Origin of the sequence: Marinobacter sp. es.048 (genome assembly GCF_900188435.1) — a bacterium.
GTDB lineage: Bacteria > Pseudomonadota > Gammaproteobacteria > Pseudomonadales > Oleiphilaceae > Marinobacter.
Window position 1 is genome coordinate 975,501 of record NZ_FYFA01000002.1, and the last position, 18,113, is coordinate 993,613.

General features: G+C 58.0%; 19 protein-coding genes. 9 read left to right on the forward strand and 10 right to left on the reverse strand.

Annotated features, from left to right (window positions below; genetic code table 11):
- Positions 1–54 precede the first annotated feature (54 nt).
- From mmsB to CFT65_RS15500, 5 genes are all read right to left on the reverse strand, one after another.
- Positions 55–942 carry a 3-hydroxyisobutyrate dehydrogenase gene (gene mmsB / locus CFT65_RS15480; protein WP_088828966.1) on the reverse strand — a complete coding sequence of 296 codons (888 nt, stop codon included), beginning with the start codon at positions 940–942 and terminating at the stop codon, positions 55–57.
- 126 nt (positions 943–1,068) lie between these two features.
- Complete coding sequence (locus tag CFT65_RS15485; RefSeq protein WP_088828967.1) at positions 1,069–2,139, reverse strand: enoyl-CoA hydratase/isomerase family protein; 1,071 nt, start codon at positions 2,137–2,139, stop codon at positions 1,069–1,071.
- A gap of 33 nt (positions 2,140–2,172) precedes the next feature.
- Positions 2,173–2,952, reverse strand: a complete 780-nt coding sequence (locus CFT65_RS15490) for an enoyl-CoA hydratase (RefSeq protein ID WP_088828968.1) — start codon at positions 2,950–2,952, stop codon at positions 2,173–2,175.
- A 10-nt stretch (positions 2,953–2,962) separates the two neighbouring features.
- The gene (locus CFT65_RS15495; RefSeq protein ID WP_088828969.1) at positions 2,963–4,129 is read right to left on the reverse strand and encodes an acyl-CoA dehydrogenase family protein; all 1,167 of its coding nucleotides are present in this window, start codon (positions 4,127–4,129) and stop codon (positions 2,963–2,965) included.
- A gap of 93 nt (positions 4,130–4,222) precedes the next feature.
- A complete protein-coding gene (locus CFT65_RS15500) occupies positions 4,223–5,716 on the reverse strand; it encodes a CoA-acylating methylmalonate-semialdehyde dehydrogenase (protein ID WP_088828970.1) in 1,494 nt (497 codons plus the stop codon).
- Between the two features lie 162 nt (positions 5,717–5,878).
- On the opposite strand from CFT65_RS15500, the gene CFT65_RS15505 reads away from it, so the two are divergent.
- The 3 genes from CFT65_RS15505 (at position 5,879) to CFT65_RS15515 (ending at position 8,234) form a co-directional block, all read left to right on the forward strand.
- On the forward strand, positions 5,879–6,754 hold the full coding sequence (locus CFT65_RS15505; protein WP_088829579.1) for an AraC family transcriptional regulator: 876 nt from the start codon (positions 5,879–5,881) through the stop codon (positions 6,752–6,754).
- Between the two features lie 103 nt (positions 6,755–6,857).
- On the forward strand, positions 6,858–7,286 hold the full coding sequence (locus tag CFT65_RS15510; RefSeq protein WP_088828971.1) for an SRPBCC family protein: 429 nt from the start codon (positions 6,858–6,860) through the stop codon (positions 7,284–7,286).
- 147 nt (positions 7,287–7,433) lie between these two features.
- Positions 7,434–8,234 (forward strand): MBL fold metallo-hydrolase, encoded by an 801-nt coding sequence (locus CFT65_RS15515; protein WP_088828972.1) that lies wholly within the window; start codon positions 7,434–7,436, stop codon positions 8,232–8,234.
- On the opposite strand, the gene CFT65_RS15520 is transcribed toward CFT65_RS15515, so the two are convergent.
- A complete protein-coding gene (locus tag CFT65_RS15520; protein ID WP_088828973.1) occupies positions 8,231–8,854 on the reverse strand; it encodes a tetratricopeptide repeat protein in 624 nt (207 codons plus the stop codon). The two genes, CFT65_RS15515 and CFT65_RS15520, sit on opposite strands and share 4 nt — an antisense overlap.
- A 204-nt stretch (positions 8,855–9,058) precedes the next feature.
- On the opposite strand from CFT65_RS15520, the gene CFT65_RS15525 reads away from it, so the two are divergent.
- Both CFT65_RS15525 and CFT65_RS15530 read left to right on the forward strand, forming a co-directional pair.
- Positions 9,059–9,784 (forward strand): YebC/PmpR family DNA-binding transcriptional regulator, encoded by a 726-nt coding sequence (locus CFT65_RS15525; protein WP_088829580.1) that lies wholly within the window; start codon positions 9,059–9,061, stop codon positions 9,782–9,784.
- Positions 9,785–9,821: 37 nt separating this feature from the next.
- Positions 9,822–10,568, forward strand: a complete 747-nt coding sequence (locus CFT65_RS15530; protein WP_088828974.1) for a glutamine amidotransferase — start codon at positions 9,822–9,824, stop codon at positions 10,566–10,568.
- A 21-nt stretch (positions 10,569–10,589) separates the two neighbouring features.
- On the opposite strand, the gene CFT65_RS15535 is transcribed toward CFT65_RS15530, so the two are convergent.
- From CFT65_RS15535 to CFT65_RS15545, 3 genes are read right to left on the reverse strand one after another with little or no spacing between them, the layout of a single operon-like run.
- Entirely contained in the window at positions 10,590–10,940 is a 351-nt protein-coding gene (locus CFT65_RS15535) for an FHA domain-containing protein (protein ID WP_008175962.1), read from the reverse strand.
- 10 nt (positions 10,941–10,950) lie between these two features.
- The gene (locus CFT65_RS15540; protein ID WP_088828975.1) at positions 10,951–11,706 is read right to left on the reverse strand and encodes a protein phosphatase 2C domain-containing protein; all 756 of its coding nucleotides are present in this window, start codon (positions 11,704–11,706) and stop codon (positions 10,951–10,953) included.
- Positions 11,706–13,355, reverse strand: a complete 1,650-nt coding sequence (locus tag CFT65_RS15545; protein WP_088828976.1) for a serine/threonine-protein kinase — start codon at positions 13,353–13,355, stop codon at positions 11,706–11,708. The genes CFT65_RS15540 and CFT65_RS15545 overlap by 1 nt, the downstream gene beginning before the upstream one ends.
- A 159-nt stretch (positions 13,356–13,514) precedes the next feature.
- Between CFT65_RS15545 and CFT65_RS15550 the strand changes: the two genes are divergently transcribed.
- The 4 genes from CFT65_RS15550 to CFT65_RS15565 all read left to right on the forward strand — a co-directional run bounded on the left by CFT65_RS15550 (position 13,515) and on the right by CFT65_RS15565 (position 17,563).
- Positions 13,515–14,963 (forward strand): phospholipase D family protein, encoded by a 1,449-nt coding sequence (locus tag CFT65_RS15550; protein WP_088828977.1) that lies wholly within the window; start codon positions 13,515–13,517, stop codon positions 14,961–14,963.
- A 19-nt stretch (positions 14,964–14,982) separates the two neighbouring features.
- Positions 14,983–16,047, forward strand: a complete 1,065-nt coding sequence (locus tag CFT65_RS15555; protein ID WP_088828978.1) for a carboxysome shell carbonic anhydrase domain-containg protein — start codon at positions 14,983–14,985, stop codon at positions 16,045–16,047.
- Positions 16,048–16,153: 106 nt separating this feature from the next.
- On the forward strand, positions 16,154–16,555 hold the full coding sequence (locus CFT65_RS15560) for a PA2779 family protein (RefSeq protein ID WP_041645035.1): 402 nt from the start codon (positions 16,154–16,156) through the stop codon (positions 16,553–16,555).
- 9 nt (positions 16,556–16,564) lie between these two features.
- Positions 16,565–17,563 (forward strand): PA2778 family cysteine peptidase, encoded by a 999-nt coding sequence (locus CFT65_RS15565; protein ID WP_088828979.1) that lies wholly within the window; start codon positions 16,565–16,567, stop codon positions 17,561–17,563.
- Here CFT65_RS15565 and CFT65_RS15570 read toward each other — a convergent pair.
- Complete coding sequence (locus CFT65_RS15570) at positions 17,560–18,099, reverse strand: class I SAM-dependent methyltransferase (RefSeq protein ID WP_228705902.1); 540 nt, start codon at positions 18,097–18,099, stop codon at positions 17,560–17,562. The two genes, CFT65_RS15565 and CFT65_RS15570, sit on opposite strands and share 4 nt — an antisense overlap.
- Positions 18,100–18,113: the final 14 nt, after the last annotated feature.

The window sequence follows — 18,113 nt, forward strand, 5'->3', positions numbered from 1 at the left end:
TTCACCAGTGGACTGGCGCACCCGAGAGAGGGTTACGGGGGTTCACCAAACACTCTACTCGGGCTTGTAAAGCCGCTGGATGCTGGAGAAATCCAGGCTGCCATTGCCCTGCCCCGCGTGAAGCTGGAACAGGTTTCGGGCCAGAGAGCCCATGGGAATGGAGGCCTGGTTTTTCACTGCGTTGTCGAATGCCAGCCCCAGATCCTTGGTCATCAGGTTCACAAGGAAACCGCCCTCGTAATTTCTCGACGCTGGGACGCCTTCCATCACGCCCGGCCAAGGGTTGTAGACGTTCAACGCCCAGTTGCCACCGGAACTCTGCTTCATGATTTCCGAGAGCACCGCTGGATCGAGACCATTCTTTACGCCCAATGCCAGCGCTTCGCTGGTACCGGACATAAGGATGGCCAACAGCATGTTGTTGCAGATCTTGGCCACCTGGCCGGAGCCATGGTCACCGGCGTGGAAGATGTTCTTGCCAATGGCGTCGAGAATCGGCTTGGCTTTGTTGAAAGCCTCTTCGGAGCCGCCGCAAATGAACGTCAGCGTCCCGGCCTTGGCACCGCCCACACCGCCTGAAACTGGCGCATCGAGGAACGGAATGTCCTTCGCTCTCGCCAATTCGGCAACGCCCCGCGCTGTTTCCGGTGCGATGGTGGAGGAGTCGATAACGAGGGTACCAGCCGGCAGTTTCGCCAGCAGACCATCGTCACCCAGATAGACCGCTTCCACGTGCTGCCCGGCGGGCAGCATGGTGATGACACATTCAGCACCACTGGCTGCTTCGTGGGCAGTGTCTGCGGTTTTTGCGCCTTCGGACACCAGAGCCGCGACAGCGTCCTTGGACAGGTCGAATACGGTGACCTCGTGGCCCGCTTTTACCAGGTTACTGGCCATGGGGCCGCCCATGTTACCGAGGCCAATGAAGGTGATTTTTGCCATGTTCATTCTCCTTGTTCTTATATTTTGGGTGTTTGTCGGATTACGCTTTGCTAATCCGACCCACCCGAAGCGTAGCCAAACCGTAGGTCGGATTAGCAAAGCGTAATCCGACAACCAGGCCAGCTATCATTCAAAAAAATCATCAATCCAGATGCTATCCATTTCGGCAAGGGTCGCATACCGCCAGCGAGGCTGCTGGTCCTTGTCGATAAGGAGCGCACGGATTCCCTCGGCGAATTCTCCTTTGGTCAGGCACTTCGTGGAGAGCACCAGCTCCTTGTCGAGCACCTCTTTCAGGCTATCGTGTTTGCAGCCGTGCAGATGACGCCACACCAGAGCCAGGGAGGTGGGCGACGCAGCGGCGAGGGAGCGGGTCGCTTTCGCCACCCATCCGTCGCCACCGGACAGCTCTTTCAACTGGTTAACAGTCGCTTCCAGAGAGTCGGCATCGGTCACCCGGTTGATCTCATCGAAATGAGTGCGAACCGGTGATTCCGGCATGGCATCGGCGCTTTCACGCTCGTATTGGCGAAGCACACTGCCGACCACCGCGTGGGGTTCCTCGCCCTGCCAGTTGCGCTTACACAGCTCGGCAACGACATCGGCTTTCAGATCGTGCCGGATGAAGCGGTCCGCCAGGTCAGTGAAGATGGCATCGGCACCGTTGAGGCGGGCACCGGTCAGGCCCAGAAATAAACCTGTACGACCCGGGGTCCGGTTGAGAAACCAGCCGGCAGCCACATCGGGGTAAAGACCGATAGTTATTTCGGGCATGGCAAGTTTTGAGGCTTCAGTCACCACCCGGTGAGAAGCCCCCTGCATGATGCCCATGCCGCCACCCATTACGATGCCGTGGCCCCAGCAAATGAGCGGTTTCGGGAAGGTATGGATCAGGTAATCCAGCTCATACTCTTCGGTGAAGAATGCCTCGCCCTCACTGGCACCCTGGGGCTCGGTCATGCTGCGATACAGGGCAACGATGTCGCCCCCGGCACAGAACGCCTTGTCGCCCTCGGATTCCAGCCAGACGGCCTGGATTGCGGGGTCCTCCGCCCAACGCTTCAGTTGCGGAGTCAGCAACCGGATCATCTCCAGAGACAGCGAGTTCAGCGCCTTTGGCGTATTCAGCCGGGCCACGGCGATCAGCGCGCCATCGCCCGTCTTCCATTCTTCAAAGATAATGGGTTGATCACTCATAACAGGTCCTTGAGCCAGCGTTTACAGCGGACTTCAGCGGTTTTTCCATTCCGGTTTGCGCTTGTCGAGAAACGCGTTCACGCCTTCTTTCTGGTCTTCAGTGGAAAACAGCTCAACGAACAGCTCCCGCTCCATCCGCCAGGCGTCGTCGTGGCTGCGACCATCGCGGGCGCTCATCACCAGGGTCTTGCAACGGGCGGTGGACGACGGGCTTTGCTTGCAAGCCATTTCGGCAAGTTCCAGGGCTTTATCAAGGCTCTGCCCGGTCGGGACTACTTCTTCCACCAGACCAATTCTCAAGGCTGTATCGGCTTTTACGCGTTCACCGCACAGAATCATCCGCTTGGCCCAGCCCTCACCTACCAGCCAGGGCAGGTTCTGGGTGCCGCCGGCGCAGGGCAACAGGCCCACGCCAGCTTCTGGCAGTGCCATCTGGGCATGTTCTTCGGCGATGCGGATATCGCAGGCCATGGCACATTCCAGGCCGCCACCCATGGCATAGCCGTTCACCGCTGCGATGGATACACCACGGAAGCGACCCAGCGTGGAGAAGGCCTCGCCGAACAGTTGCGCCATCTCATTGGCCCGAGCCTTGTCGCCATCGGCGAAGGTTTTCAGATCGGCGCCAGCGGAATAGAACTTCTCACCCTGGCCGGTCATCACCAGGGCAAAGATATTCCGGTCTTCGTTCAGTTCCTTGACGATGTTCGTCAGGGCAATCAGGGAATCCTTCGTCCAGGTATTGGCCGGCGGATTGTTGATGGTCAGTACCGCGATGTGTCCGCGTTTTTCGAGCTGGATAAGATCGCTCATGAGGATCTCCTTATTGAATCGCTTCGGCCACGCCATCGTCGAGCAGACGACGGGCAACAATCAGGCGCATGATTTCGTTGGTACCTTCAAGAATCTGGTGTACTCGCAGGTCGCGCAAGTAGCGCTCCAACGGGTACTCGCGAATATAGCCATAGCCACCATGAAGCTGCAGTGCTTCGTTAACCACCTCGAAACAGGCGTCAGTAGCAAAACGCTTGGCCATGGCACAGTGCAATGTCGCTTCCGGGTCGGCGTTGTCGAGCTTGAAGGCACCCAAACGAACCATCTGCCGTGCGGCAACCAGGTTGGTGGCCATATCGGCCAGCTTGAACTGCAAAGCCTGGAAAGCGGCCAGCGGCTTGCCAAACTGTTCGCGCTCGTGCATGTAGTTACGGGCCCGCAGCAGGGCCGCCTGGGCGCCACCGAGGGAACAGGTGGCGATGTTCAGGCGCCCGCCATCGAGACCTTTCATGGCGATTGCAAACCCGTCGCCCTCGTCACCAACACGGTTACTGGCGGGAATGCGCACATTCTCGAGGCTGATCATTCGGGTTGGCTGACTGTGCCAGCCCATTTTCTCTTCGTTCTTGCCGTAGGAAACGCCATCGGCATCCGCAGGAATCACGAAGGTGGATATGCCTTTGTAACCGGAATCCGGCGCTCCGGTCCGGGCCATAAGCACTAGCACATCGGTCTCGCCGGCGCCGGAAATGAACACTTTACTGCCATTGATCACATAGCTGTCGCCATCCCGTACCGCCTTGGTACGAAGACTGGCCGCGTCTGAGCCGGCACCCGGCTCAGTCAGACAGTAAGAGGCGAGCCATTCGCCACTGGCGAGTTTCGGCACGATCTCCTGCTTCAGGTCGTCTGATGCAAAGCTGGCAACCATCCAGGTGGCCATGTTGTGAATGGTGATAAACGCAGCCGTTGAGGGGCAGGCAGCGGCAAGCTCTTCCACAATAACCGAGGTGTCCAGCCGGGAAAGGCCCATGCCACCGAGGGCTTCGGGAGTGTACATGCCCATGAAACCCATCTCGCCGGCTTCTTTGAGCACGTCTTTCGGAAAGATATGTTCGTCGTCCCATTTTGCCGCGAACGGCGCCATGGACTTTTCCGCAAACGCCTGGGCTGCCTCGCGAAACGCCTGCTGGTCTTCTGTAAGGTTAAAATCCATCGTTACGCTCCAGATATTGGGGGCTTGGCATTGAGAGGGGAAAACAAGGGCCCGGAAACAGGTTCCGGCCCAAATACCCCACCTTCAACGCAATTAACGCAACTGGATAGAGAAGTTGGCTTCTGTGCTGGTCGCTTCACTGGAGAACCAGCGGGAGGTAACCGTTTTGGTTTCGGTGTAGAAGCGAACCGCCTGTTTGCCGTAGGCATGCTGATCACCGTAGAAGGAACCCTTCCAGCCGGTGAACGAGAAGAACGGCAGGGGCACAGGAATGGGAATGTTCACGCCAACCTGGCCTACATCGATTTCGTGCTGGAAGCGACGCGCGGCACCACCGGAGCTGGTAAAGATGGAGACGCCGTTGCCGTACGGGCTCTTGTTAACCAGTTCGATGGCATCACCCAGGGTGTCGGTTTCCACGCAGGACAGCACCGGACCGAAGATTTCCTCGTTGTAGATATCCATCTCGGTGGTAACACCGGAGAACAGCGTCGGGCCAACCCAGTTGCCATCGGGCAATCCGTCTACGGTGCAGCCGCGACCATCCAGAAGCAGATTGGCGCCCTGGGCTTCGCCGGTCGCGATCAGAGACTCGATACGGTCTTTCGCTTTCGCGGAGATGATCGGGCCATAGCTGGCACCGGAATCGTTCCACGCGCCTGGACGAACTTTCGCCATGGCTTCTTTCAGCTCCGGAATCCACTGCTGGGCTTCGCCCACAAAGACCGCGACCGAAATTGCCATGCAGCGCTGGCCGGCAGCACCAACTGAGGCGCCAACCAGGGCATTGATCACTTGCTGTTTGTCAGCGTCCGGCAGGATGACCATGTGGTTCTTGGCACCGGCAAAACTCTGTACACGTTTCATGTTGCGGGTGCCGGTCTCGTAGATGTAACGGCCAACAGGCACAGAACCTACGAAAGAAACGGCCTTGATGGCGGGATCAGTCAGCAGTACGTCAACCTGCTCCTTGCCACCGTGAACCACCTGCAGAACGCCCTTGGGCGCACCGGCTTCTTCAAACAGCTCGGCAAGGCGCGTCGGGGTAAGCGGATCCTGCTCGGAAGGCTTGAGGATAAAGGTGTTACCGCAGGCAATCGCCATCGGGAACATCCACAGCGGGATCATGGCCGGGAAGTTGAATGGCGTAATACCGGCGCACACACCCAGAGGCTGGATCCAGGAGTGGGTATCCACTTCACGGGCAACGTTCTCAACCGTCTCGCCCATCATCAGAGAAGCGACGTTTCCAGCGTGCTCCACAACTTCAATACCGCGCCAGACATCCCCTTTGGCGTCTTCAAACGTTTTGCCAGTTTCCTGCGAAAGGATTTCAGCAATCTCGTCATGATGTTTTTTCAGAAGTGCCTGATAGCGGAGCATAACCCGGGCGCGCTCGGAAACCGGCACTTCCTTCCAGGTCTTGAATACTTCACCGGCATACTTAATGGCCTGCTCCATTTCCGCATGAGTCGTGTTCGGAGCCTTGGCGATCACTTCGTTGGTGGCGGGGTTGGTAACTTCAATCCAGTCCTTGGTCTGGCTCTGGATGAATTCACCTGCAATATACAGCGGTACATTTTTCATGTTGATGTCCCTGTTTGTTGTTGTGCGGGAAGCCGGCCGGAACCTGTGGTTTCCTGGCCACGTTTACCCAAAGGCTAGCACGGGATCGACCAAGGGGTAATTGACTAAATTTCGCCCCTAATGGACTATCTTTCGATCAAGCTCAAAAAAGCAAGACCAGAAATGACCCAAACCTCACAGTGGCCGGTGCCCAAAGACAGCATTCGCTATGTGGTGCCTGAGCCAATCATTCGACTACTGGCGAGCCATCCACTCACCCGGGATCTGTACCCGCTGGCGTTCGGCCACTACCGGCGCGCCGTCGGCCATCACATGCATCGGGAGCACCATCACGACAATCTTTTGATCTACTGCACGGAAGGCCGGGCGTTCCTGAACGTCGACGGCGAGCCCTATACGGTGGGGGCTGGCGACCTGCTGCTTCTGCCGGCCGGCGCCAACCACCGTTATACCGCCGATCCGGATAACCCATGGACCATTCACTGGGTGCACTATACCGGTCCATTAGCGGAGGATTTTCGACATTATATGGGTTTCGACGACCCAATCCGCATCCGCCACCTGGGTCGGCAACCCCGGCTTCTGGTTGACTTCAATGGCCTGCTGTCGGTGCGACAGACCGGTTTCCGGGCCCGCGGCCTGATCCACGCGGCCAACCGGCTCCGACAACTGCTGGCCGCCGTTCCGATCAACGCCGACGAGACCGGCCATGAGCGGCAGGCAGAGCTGGAAACCATCCACAACTATATGCGGGAGCATCTGGATGAGCGTATCAGCCTGGAGCAACTTGCGGATCTTGCCGGCCTGTCCCCTGCCCACTTTGCAACCCGCTATCGGGAACAGACCGGCACCTCCCCGATCCAGCACTTCTTGCACCTGAAGGTGGAACGGGCCTGTCAGATGCTGGACACCAGCAGCCTGAGCTTTGCCGACATCAGCCGACGCCTGGGCTACGACGATGCCTACTATTTTTCCCGACTTTTCAAAAAGGTAATGGGGCAGTCACCCCGGGACTACCGGCATACCGCGAGACACTGACCCGTCGGCCGGAGCCAGATTCCAACCTGCCGCTTTCTACGACTTTTGTTGTAGGAGCCAAGGGGTTAGGCTTGGTTTATCAAATGACAAAAAGAGTGAGCTCATGGCCATGTACACCATTGAAATCGATGAAACCTTTGACGTACCCCGACGACGGGTTTTTGCCCTGTTCGCCGACCATTACCGTTTTGGAAAACTGCTGGGTGCGCCGGTCAAACGTATCAAGGATAGCGATCAGGCTGATCCCAACGGCATTGGCTCCGTTCGAAAGATAGGCATCGGGCCGGTCGGCCTGGAAGAAACCGTGACCAATTTCGAGCCGGATTCATTGATCGAGTACACCATCACCAGCATGAGCCCGATCCGCAACCATCTTGGCCGAATCCGGTTCGAGGACACGCCGGAAGGCCACACCCGGGTGAACTACACCATTACCTTTGACGACATTGTGCCGTTCACCGGGAAGGTGGTCAGCAGCGCCCTTGAGCAAGGCATTCGCCGAGGGATCAAACGGGTACCCCAACTGGCCTGATGGCCGGCAACAACAAATCGTTACTTGAGGAATATCAGAGAATTGACTTAAGGCAAGAGTTGGTTTTTGTCATTTTTGTAATCTCCGCGCAGCTTGCAATATCCGACCATTCCGGCCGGACCAAACTGTATTCTGCGGGAGACCGAAATGGCAGCCGAGCCCATTGTCCTGTTCGATAACGGACACCACAAATGCCTGATGTTCGATTCCCTGGTAACCGGAGAGGGCGTCCAGTCCAACCAGTTCCTCATTGTCGACGGTAAACATGAAGCACTGATCGACCCGGGCGGTGACCTCACCTACACCCCGCTCTCGGTAGCGGCATCACGCTACATGAACATCCGCGACATGGACTACGTGTTCGCATCTCACCAGGATCCGGACATTATCGGCGCCATCGACCGCTGGATCGTTCATACCCGCGCCAAAATCGTCACCTCAAAACTCTGGGCCCGGTTTCTTCCGCACCTGGTTTCCAGCTACGTGACCAACCAGCTTAGCGGCAGCGTGTACGACCGCATCGTGAGCATTCCGGATGCCGGCGCCAACGTGAAATTCGGGGAATCCTATCTGCAGTGCCTGCCAGCCCACTTCATGCATTCGGTGGGCAACCTGCAATTCTATGATCCGGTCTCGAAGATTCTGTTCTCAGGGGATCTTGGTGCTTCTATGGGTGGCGAGGACGACCACCTGCCGGTCCAGGATTTCGATAAACACATACCGGATATGATCGGCTTCCATCGGCGCTATATTGCCTCCCAGAAAGTCTGCCGACTCTGGGCGAACATCGTCCGCGATATGGATGTTTCGATGATCGTACCCCAGCATGGCAAACGCTTCGAGGGGCCGGTGATGGTTGATCGCTTCCTGAACTGGGTCAGCGACATGGAGTGCGGCATCGACCTGATGACCCAGGATAACTACCGGCGCCCGATCGATTACGTTTAATCGTCTGAAGACGGACACTGCGGCCGGGATAATTGATTTTCCGGTCCGGTGCCCGGCTCAAGCGCTGATAAAAACTGCTGCGCCGAGGGCTGGCCGCCTTCCACCGCCGCCACACGGATCAGGCACAAGCCCTCAGTCGCGCTACCCTCGTCATAAAGCCTCTTGCCCAGCCGCCAGCGGGCATCACTGTTTCCCGCTGCCACAGCTTGACGATACCAGCCGATAGCCTCGCTTTTATCCGGGACGGTTCCTCTGCCCTCTTCATAGGCCATGGCCACTTCGACCATGCTGATGGAATCACCGCTCTCGGCCGCCCGAAGGTACCACTGGAAGGCTTTCTCCTGGTTTTGTTCCACACCCTGCCCCTGAGCATACATGTTGGCCACATTCAGCATGCCCTGGCGACTGCCTTCCTCTGCCAGCTCAAGATACTGCTCGAACGCGGAGTCATACTGCCCCATCTTGTAGACGACATAGGCATTGAGAACCCGGATCATGTCCCGTGCTACCTGGTCCTGATCGCCGTTTTCGTTACTCCCGGCACTCGCGAACGAACATGAAAAGATCAGGCACAGAACCAGCACCCGAACCGTTATCTGCGTTGCGCTTTGTCTTTGCATTCTGCACTCCGACGCCTGTCAGCTGTCCTCTCACGCTAGCAGTGGCCTGCCGAAAGGTCTGTGCATCAAAAGTGCTGTCCTGCTGGCACCTTGGTATCAGCAGATCGTGAAAAACATCCCGGAACAGAGACCAAATAAGCCTGTCCCAAACCGGCAATGTTGAGTAAAATCCGGCCTTTTCCAGAGAACCAAGAGGCAGCGCAGATGGGCAGAGCCTACCAGAACCGCAAAGAATCCATGGCCAAGACGGCTGCGGCGAAAACGAAGGTCTACAGCAAGTACGGCCGCGAGATTTACATGAGCGCCAAGTCCGGAGGCCCCGATCCCCAGGCCAACCTGTCCCTGCGAGGTCTGATCGAGCGGGCCAAGAAAGACCAGGTGCCTTCGCACGTCATCGACAAGGCCATCGACAAGGCCAAAGGTGGCGCCGGCGAAGACTATGCTGCGGCTCGCTACGAAGGCTACGGACCGGGCAACTGCATGGTGATCGTGGACTGCCTGACCGATAACCCGAACCGTACCTTTGGTGACGTGCGCCTGGCCTTCACCAAGACCAAGTGCAAAATCGGCACGCCCGGAGCCGTGTCTCACATGTTCGACCACAGCGCTATTTTTGCGTTCAAGGGCGAAGATGAAGAAGCCGTACTCGAGGCGCTGATGGAAGCGGATGTCGATGTCACCGACATCGAGAACGAAGATGGCCTGATTACCGTCTTCACACCGAACACCGAATACGCCAAGGCTCGCCAGGCACTCGTGGACGCCATTGAAGACATCGATTTTGAAGTGGATGAAATCCAGTTCCTGCCCAAAACCACCACACTGGTGGAAGGCGACGACATCCCCATGTTCGAAAAATTCCTCGACATGCTGAACGAACTGGACGACGTGCAAAACGTGTTTCACAACGCCGAACTGCCAGGCCAGTAAACAACCCGGGCATCCGGTCGCGCAAGAAGATAGCACCATGCAACAGAACGCTCCCACACACCGCAAGGCGCGTGTGGTGGTCCTGAAAACAGGCACCACCTACCCGGACATTCGGGCAAGGTTTGGCGATTTTGACGAGTGGTTCCTGCGCGGGTTGTCAGACGAGCTGGATATTACCGTTGCCAACGCCGAAGCCGGCGAACTGCCGGGGAATCCGGAAGACTGGGACGGCATCGTGGTGACTGGCTCACCCGCTATGGTGAGCGACCGGGCCGAATGGAGCGAGAACGCGGGACGCTGGCTGGCAAAAGCCGTCAGAAGCGAAGTGCCGGTACTCGGGGTCTGCTATGGCCACCAGTTGCTGGCCCACTCACTGGGCGGGGAAGCGGGTTACCATCCGAATGGCCGGGAAACCGGCACCCACGAGGTTGAGCTCCTTCCAGAAGCCGCCTCCGATGTCTTGTTCCGGGAGCTACCGGAAAAATTTCCTGCCCAGCTGACACACCGGCAATCCGTGCTGCGCCTGCCTGAAGGAGCGGTGTTGCTGGGACGCAACCAGTTCGAGCCCCATCAGGCTTTCAGAATTGGGCCCTGCGCCTGGGGCGTGCAGTTCCATCCGGAGTTCACGGACGCCATTATGAGCGCCTACCTGAAAGTACAGGCGCCCGACCTGACACGGGAGGGGCTCGATGCGGAGGCCCTGATCGCCGGCGTGAAGCCAGCGCCGGATGCGTCCTCGCTGCTTTCCCGTTTCAGCAGATTTGTCCAGAATCGGATCCGGTAATTCGCAGGCCAACCGTTATGGTCAGTCGAGGATATAGGCGGTTTTTTCCATTGCCTGCTCTTCTTCATCGATGAAACGGAACTCGTTCCAGCCAATACGCACCATGTCGTTGCTGTTGAGACGCTGACGGTCAGCAACCCGCAATTCGTTCACAAAAGTGCCATTGGTGCTGTTGCTGTCGGTAATGTAGTAATCCACCGTCCCTTCCAGATAGGCATTGGGCACAGCTTCTATCAGGGCGTGCTGACCGCTCACAGAAATTTCATCGATCTGGATGTCGTTGTCCGGGCGCCGACCGATGCGCGTTTCCGGTTGCCCGAGTTCAAAGGTGTTAACAACAACGTTATCCACCAGTTGCGAAAGCGAAGCCATGTCAGTTTCCTCAATACTCCAACGTCAGTAATACCACAGACACATTGTCACCGGCCTCGTTTGCCAGGCCGGTATCAATCAGTGCCTGAACCGTGCGCTCCATGCCGTCACTTTCCTTAACAATTTCAAGCCACCGGTATTCCGGAACAGAATCGATTAATCCATCGGAACACAGCAGCAGCACATCCCCCTCAGCAAGAGTTTCACGCCGATAACTGGGGCCTGCCTGCTCTTCCGCTCCCACTGCTCTGGTCAGTACATTCCGGAATGGCACATTGGGCACGTCGGCCCTGGTAATGCTGCCGTCTTCCAGCATGTTCTGGACCACGGTATCGTCCCGCGTGAGACACAACGCCTGGCTGCCACGCAGGCTGTAACACCGGGAATCGCCAATGTGAGCAATATGCGCCTGGTTGCCACTCACCCAGGCCACCACCAGTGTCGTGCCCATCTTTTCAAGTCTTGGATCTCCGGCACGGCGACTCACTATCCGCTCATTGGCCAACCTGAAAGCCCGATCCAGGTGTTCCCGGATATCCGCATCCGTGGTGCCGGTCGAGGCATCGGCGATTTCAGGCTCAAGGGATTTGATGATGGCATCAACCGCAAGGCCACTGGCAACCTCGCCTCCCTGGTGACCGCCCATACCGTCGGCAACAACCAGCAGCGCCTGGTCACCCGCATCATTGATCCGCCAGTCCACCACGTCCTGGTTTGATTCCCGGACGGCCCCGCGATGACTCTGGCCGGCAACGTGATATCGCATCAGGACACCTCCTGGCCGGCTTCACGAACGGCCAGACGACGCACGGCCTCGGCCATGGTGGCGGCACTGGCAAAACGCTTGTCCGGCTCGCGCTGGATGGCCTTGTTGATCAGGCGGACCACACCGTTGGGCAGATCCGCATTGAACTCACGAACGCTGCGGGGGCGCTTGTTGAGAATCTGGTAGGTCAGGTTGGCCAGGGTATCGCCCTGATAGGGCGTTTCGCCGCTCACCAGCTTGTAAAGCGTTACGCCCAGGCTGTAGATATCGGAGGCACCGGTTACCTTCTGACCCTTCAACTGCTCCGGCGACATATACAATGGGCTGCCCATCACCGCGCCGGTGCGGGTTCGCGAGTCATCGGAGATCTTGGCAATGCCGAAATCGGTGATCTTTATGTCGCCATTGTCGGGATTGAAGATGATATTCCCGGGCTTGATGTCGCGGTGGACAATTTTCTGGCTGTGGGCGTAGGCCAGGGCTTCCGCCACGCGGGCAACGATATCCAGAACCCTGGGCAGGGGCAGTAACCGGCCGGTTCTGCCGAATTCACTGAGCGGACGCCCTTTCGCATAGTCCATGGCGATATAGGCGAGGTCTGCCTCCTCGCCAACGTCATACACGGTGACGATAGCCGGGTGGTTCAGGCGGCCAGCAGCTTCTGCCTCCCGGAAGAATCGCTCCTTGAGATCCTGAAGCTGTCCATCATCGAACGCCTGGTAGCTGAGAGTCTTGATAGCAACCGTACGGGCAATCTTCGGATCTTTGCCCAGATAGACCACGCCCATGGCACCTCGGCCAATCTCCCGCTCGATTTCGTACCTTCCGAGAGTCGGGCGACTTACGGCAGGCTCGGGCATCAACAGGGTGCGGGTATTGTCGAAACTCCCGCCATGCATCAACGAGTTATCCGGTGCGAGCTTTTCCAGTGCCGCCAGCCTGGCGGCAGTATCCCGGAAGCCTTTTTTGCGCTCCTGAATACTGCGGTAGGTGCTGACCGCCTTGTCGTACTGGCGCTTGCGCTCCTGCTGGATGGCGACGTCGTAGCGCAGCTCGATCTCGCTCTCACATTCGGGGCAGCGATCCAGCGCTTCGAGGGCCTCGTCTGTATGGCCTTGCTGCAGAAACACCTTGGCCAGCTTCAGTCGCGCATCGCGCACATTGTCTGTCAGTACACGGATGTGTTTGCGGGGCTGCAGCCAGAACAGCATCACCACATAACCGACCACCAGCAAAGTGAGCACCACGCCAAACGGCACCCAGGCGTTGCGGTAGAACATCAAAGCCGCCTGGATCACCACGAGGGAGCCACCAAGCAAAAGAGTGACAGGCAGAGAGACGGCTGCGCCCATAGCGGGAATGGCCAACACCAGATACAGTGCCGCAATTGCCAGCCCTGCGGTAACGGCCATATCTGACCAGAGCGGCTCCGACAGTCCCCGATCGGCCATGGCCGGCCCGAACGCCTCCTGAGGGACAATGGTAGCCGGAGTAGCGCCCTCTGGTACGCCGAGGATGCTGAACAGCGCCCTATCGGCCCAGCCAACGAGGGCAAGCTGGTCTCCCATAAGGGCAAACACAACGGACAGAACGAGAATCACGGCCCGCAGACTGAACAGGCGCGGTATAAAAGAGAGTATGGCGTTCACAGGCAACTTTGTTATAAATGGTTGATCTGACTAGTTTAGAAAGCGTGGCGGAACTTCGATACAACGACCGGGGTGTTTTTTGTAAGTGTTTGTTTACCTGAGAGAGAGGTCACGTATAGTTATGCCGTCGTTTACCTCAGGGATGATGGAAATACACACATGACACTGAAGTTACTGATCCTCCTGCTGTTACTCACTCTGGCCGGCATCGGCCTTTACCACACTCAAAAGCCACTGCCGCCAGGTATCAGCTATCGTGGAACTGCGGTACCGTTGGAGGAACCCGTCCTGCTGACAGATGTCACCCGTCACTACCAGGAAGGCCGGGAAGAGCGAGACCATGAGATCTTCGACGAGGTGTTCCGGCTTATCGGACAGGCCAACGAGTTCATTCTCATCGACATGTTTCTGTTCAACAGCACCGGACTGGAGGATGTAGCCCACCGCCCTCTGGCCCAGCAGCTGACTGAGGCCCTGCTGGCCAGGAAAGCGGAGAAACCGGAGTTAGCCATTACGGTCATCTCCGACCCTCTGAACACCATGTATGGCGGCACTATCTCGCCCTGGTTTGAAGCCCTGCGCAATGGCGGCATTCCGGTTGTGGAGACGGCACTCCGCCCGCTACGTGACAGTAACCCGACCTGGTCTTCGATCTGGAGGCTCTGTTGTCAGTGGTTCGGCAACAACCCAGACGGCGGCTGGCTGGACAACGCCCTGGGCACCAAGCCTGTTACCCTTCGAAGCTATCTCGCACTGCTGAACTTCAAAGCCAACCATCGCAAACTTGTGATCGCAGATGAGGCGGGTTCCCTGAGAGCCATTGTCACCTCGGCCAACCCCCACGACGGCAGCAGCCGGCACAGCAACCTGGGGCTGAGCTTCAAGGGGCCGGCGGTGATTGATCTGCTGAAAAGCGAGCGGGCCGTTCTTGCCATGTCCGGAGCGGACACCGACCTCGTCGATGAACAGATCAGCCAGGTTTCCGAAGGTACGGCGAAAACCGACATACCTGAAATGCCCCGGGTGGCGGTGCTGACCGAATCAGCCATCCTCGACCAGGCTCTGGCGATGATTCACGAGTCTTCAGCTGGCGATCAGCTGGACCTGGCCATCTTCTATCTCTCACATCGCGATATTGTTAAAGCCCTGCTGGACGCCGCCGAACGGGGCGTGGCGCTGCGGGTTCTGCTTGATGCCAACAACGAGGCCTTCGGCCACCAGAAGAGTGGCATTCCAAACAGGCAGGTCGCCATGGAACTGGTTCGCGCGGGCGTTCCGGTACGTTGGTGTAATACCCTGGGTGAGCAATGCCACACTAAACTGTTGATGTTGGCCAAAGAAACCGGCGCGACAGAACTGCTCCTGGGTTCGGCCAATTTTACCCGTCGCAATCTCGACGATCTGAATCTCGAAACCGATGTCTGGGTATCGGTGGTGGAGCAGTCACAGGTTGCGAGCGGAGCCCGGCGATTCTTTGACGAGCAATGGCAAAAAGGCCCTGGCGACGATCCGGTGATGAGTCTTCCCTACGAGCGTTGGGCCGACGAATCCAGACTTCGCTACTGGCGCTACCGGATTATGGAGGCGACCGGCCTGTCGACCTTCTGAACAGAACAGGACAAGAGCCATGACAACACCTGTGCATGCGCGCCCTATCGCAGAGCGTATCGACTGGCTGATGGAACTCAGCCGGGCCCACTCAGCCAGCTTTTGCAGCCCGGAAAACCATCTCGCCAGGCAGCGCTACCTGGCGGAGCACAATACCCAGATCATCGCCATGAAGTGCATGGACGGCCGCATCCACCTGCCCTACGTGACCCAGACGCCCCTTGGCGTTATTCATCCGTTCCGGAACCTTGGCGGGATCTTTGAGCTGGGGTGGCCGTACCTTGGTGACATGCTGGCCGACACGGTTCAGCAAGCCGTAAGCCAGGGCCGGCGGGTGCTGATCATCATTACCTACCACTATTCAAAAGGTTCACGGGAACGGGGCTGCGCCGGCTTTGACTGCGACCGTGAGGCCGCCATGAGCCATGCGTTCCAGATCCGGAGCCAGGTTGAAAAACTGTTCGGAAACGGCCACCGAACAGTCTATCCCCTGGTATGTGGTTTCGAGAGTGACGAGGATGCACTGGTTCTGCACGGTAGCCAGGAGCGAACGCTGGATCTGTCTACCATTCCTGTGTCGAGACTTGCCGACATGGCCTCCGAAATCGCCTCCCTTTGTCCGGATATGCCGGAACCGGTTCAGCGTGATCTGCTGCCCCTGGTTGAGGGCAATATCCGGCACGTGAACGAGATTCGTCGTTTTGACCGGGAACTGAACATAGAACACCGGGAGTGGGTCATCTGCCTTGGCAGGGGGTTCGATTTCCTGCACGCGCCCAACGTAGCCCTGATCATCGGCCCCTACAGCCCGGATTTGTCCCATCCCATCCGCCAGGCCGCCGGGATCATAAAGAGCAACATGGATAATGGCCGTGTTCCGGACGATGGTTTCCTGCTGCTCTGCTCCGCGCCCTACCAGGAACCGGGCACCCAGAAGGCCCGGGCAGAACTGAAATCGGCGTTCCTGGCAGAGTTCGGCGCCAACGTTATCCGCCAGGCGTACCCAGACCTTGCCAGCAGAATGGTCGCACGCTCGGCTATACTCCATTGGCCGGAGCGAAAGCTGCAGGTTTGTGAATCCTGAACGATTCGTATGTTGAAGGAACGCAACCGACTGTTTTATCGTCCGGTTAGTGCAAGGTGACTAACAAACCGCTACACCGGAAGTAACCAACGAACAGGAGTGACCCATGTCAGGCATTCGCAAGCACTTAAGGTACGTTTCCTTTTTTATGGCCATGATGATGGCCCTTGGTTCCGTCTGGTCGGCCACCGCTACCGCCGGCATGGTTGGAACCGGCGAAATGATCGGGCAACAACAGGTTCAGCTGGACCGGCAGGAGCTGATCAGCATGCTCGACAGGCAGGATGTCCAGGCCAAGCTGGCAGACCTCGGGGTCAGCCAGGATCAGGTCAAGGAACGCATCCAGAACCTCACGCCCGCGGAACTCGCGGATTTCGAACGTCAGCTCGCCGAGGCACCTGCAGGGCAGGATGTCGTCGGTATCATAGTGTTGTTCCTGCTGGTATTCATTATCACCGATATGCTTTGTGCTACTAACGTCTTCCCGTTCGTGAACTGCATCCGATAGCAGCGGGCAGTGGCAGTCATTTTTTCTGACTTTAAAGCACTGTCATGCAGACTGACCCTGATTTTACTGGTCAGTCTGCTGGCAGGCTGCGCCAGCGCTCCCAAATGGCCAGCGCCCGAAACTCACCAGGCCCTGCCCGACCGGGCTATGCTGGACAACGTGCCTTTCTACCCCCAGGAAAGGTATCAGTGCGGGCCTGCGTCGCTGGCAATGATGCTGAACAGCCAGGGCCTTTCATCTGATCCTGATATTCTCAAAGAGCTGGTTTATATTCCGGGCCGGGAAGGCTCCCTTCAGGTCGAAATGATCGCCGGCGCACGCGCCCATGGAATGTTGGTTTACCCGCTGGACGGTGAATTAGAGAGTGTCCTGACCGAGATCGCAGCAGGCAATCCAGTCCTGGTGATGCAAAATCTGAGGTTTGGCTGGTGGCCCCAATGGCACTTTGCGGTTGTCATCGGCTATGACGCCGGCGAGCGAGACCTGATACTCCATACCGATACCCGCAAGCGTGAAGCGATTGATCTGGAAGTTTTCAGCAACACCTGGGGGCGGGCCGAAAACTGGGCCGTAACCATTCTGCCGCCGGATCGGATTCCAGCTACCGCAGCACCGCTTCGTTTTCTGCAATCCGCCCATGACCTCGAGACAACCGGACGAACGACAGCCGCTGGCATTGCCTATAAGACAGCCGAGACGACCTGGCCGGGCCAACCGACGGCCACTATGGCCAGAGGCAACCTTGCCTGGCAGCTGGGCCACCAAGGCGAAGCACAAGAGCATTTCCTGCGCGCGGTGAAACGTTTTCCGGAATTCGCCGAGGGCTGGAACAACCTGGCTTTCGCGCTGCAAGGGAGCGGCTGCGCAAACACTGCGACCCAGGCGGCGAGATGTGCCGCTGCTCTGGCACCGGACCGCTTCGGTGAATCGCAATTGCTCGACCATGAGGGCACCATATCCGCAGAACAGTGTCCTGCACTGCCCGAGTGCCCAAGGGAAGAACCCTAGGCTGGCTTCCGGAACAGCGCCACATCCTTTCTCGGTATTTCCAGGCGCCATCCAAACCGGTTGGCGAGCAGCTTGAAGGTGAATTCCCGGTAGAAGACCACATGGGTCGGGTCTCGGCGATAATGCCAGTTGTCGAACCGGTCATCGTCGGTCTGGAAGCAGGTCATCACGCCCAGCCAGCCACCGGGTTTCAGCATTCGGTCGAGTTCCCTGAAGACGCCAGCCGGCGCGTAAAGATGCTCCACCACTTCGGTACAGGTTATGAAATCGTAGGTTTGATCGAGGGCCACTACTGATGGATAAAAGAAGGGGTCGTAGAGACTGACTGCCATGCCTTCCGCCTCAAGCATCTGCGCCAGTGCGGGGCCGGGGCCGCAGCCGAAATCCAGGCCACTGGCGCCCGACGCCAGACGTTCAAGAAGAGGTTCTGTCAGTTTCGTGAGAAATGTCCGGTACCCTGGATCAGACGGATCGTTGTCATGCAGTTGATAGATTTCCTGCTCCTGCTCAGGCCATAACCGGCAGGAGGCATCCATCACCGTGGCCTCGC

Excerpts from the sequence above, each read along its gene's own strand:
- mmsB (WP_088828966.1), bottom strand. The coding sequence starts at position 942 with ATGGCAAAAATCACCTTCATTGGCCTCGGTAACATGGGCGGCCCCATG.
- CFT65_RS15485 (WP_088828967.1), bottom strand. The coding sequence starts at position 2,139 with ATGAGTGATCAACCCATTATCTTTGAAGAATGGAAGACGGGCGATGGC.
- CFT65_RS15490 (WP_088828968.1), bottom strand. The coding sequence starts at position 2,952 with ATGAGCGATCTTATCCAGCTCGAAAAACGCGGACACATCGCGGTACTG.
- CFT65_RS15495 (WP_088828969.1), bottom strand. The coding sequence starts at position 4,129 with ATGGATTTTAACCTTACAGAAGACCAGCAGGCGTTTCGCGAGGCAGCC.
- CFT65_RS15500 (WP_088828970.1), bottom strand. The coding sequence starts at position 5,716 with ATGAAAAATGTACCGCTGTATATTGCAGGTGAATTCATCCAGAGCCAG.
- CFT65_RS15505 (WP_088829579.1), top strand. The coding sequence starts at position 5,879 with ATGACCCAAACCTCACAGTGGCCGGTGCCCAAAGACAGCATTCGCTAT.
- CFT65_RS15510 (WP_088828971.1), top strand. The coding sequence starts at position 6,858 with ATGGCCATGTACACCATTGAAATCGATGAAACCTTTGACGTACCCCGA.
- CFT65_RS15515 (WP_088828972.1), top strand. The coding sequence starts at position 7,434 with ATGGCAGCCGAGCCCATTGTCCTGTTCGATAACGGACACCACAAATGC.
- CFT65_RS15520 (WP_088828973.1), bottom strand. The coding sequence starts at position 8,854 with ATGCAAAGACAAAGCGCAACGCAGATAACGGTTCGGGTGCTGGTTCTG.
- CFT65_RS15525 (WP_088829580.1), top strand. The coding sequence starts at position 9,059 with ATGGGCAGAGCCTACCAGAACCGCAAAGAATCCATGGCCAAGACGGCT.
- CFT65_RS15530 (WP_088828974.1), top strand. The coding sequence starts at position 9,822 with ATGCAACAGAACGCTCCCACACACCGCAAGGCGCGTGTGGTGGTCCTG.
- CFT65_RS15535 (WP_008175962.1), bottom strand. The coding sequence starts at position 10,940 with ATGGCTTCGCTTTCGCAACTGGTGGATAACGTTGTTGTTAACACCTTT.
- CFT65_RS15540 (WP_088828975.1), bottom strand. The coding sequence starts at position 11,706 with ATGCGATATCACGTTGCCGGCCAGAGTCATCGCGGGGCCGTCCGGGAA.
- CFT65_RS15550 (WP_088828977.1), top strand. The coding sequence starts at position 13,515 with ATGACACTGAAGTTACTGATCCTCCTGCTGTTACTCACTCTGGCCGGC.
- CFT65_RS15555 (WP_088828978.1), top strand. The coding sequence starts at position 14,983 with ATGACAACACCTGTGCATGCGCGCCCTATCGCAGAGCGTATCGACTGG.
- CFT65_RS15560 (WP_041645035.1), top strand. The coding sequence starts at position 16,154 with ATGTCAGGCATTCGCAAGCACTTAAGGTACGTTTCCTTTTTTATGGCC.
- CFT65_RS15570 (WP_228705902.1), bottom strand. The coding sequence starts at position 18,099 with ATGGATGCCTCCTGCCGGTTATGGCCTGAGCAGGAGCAGGAAATCTAT.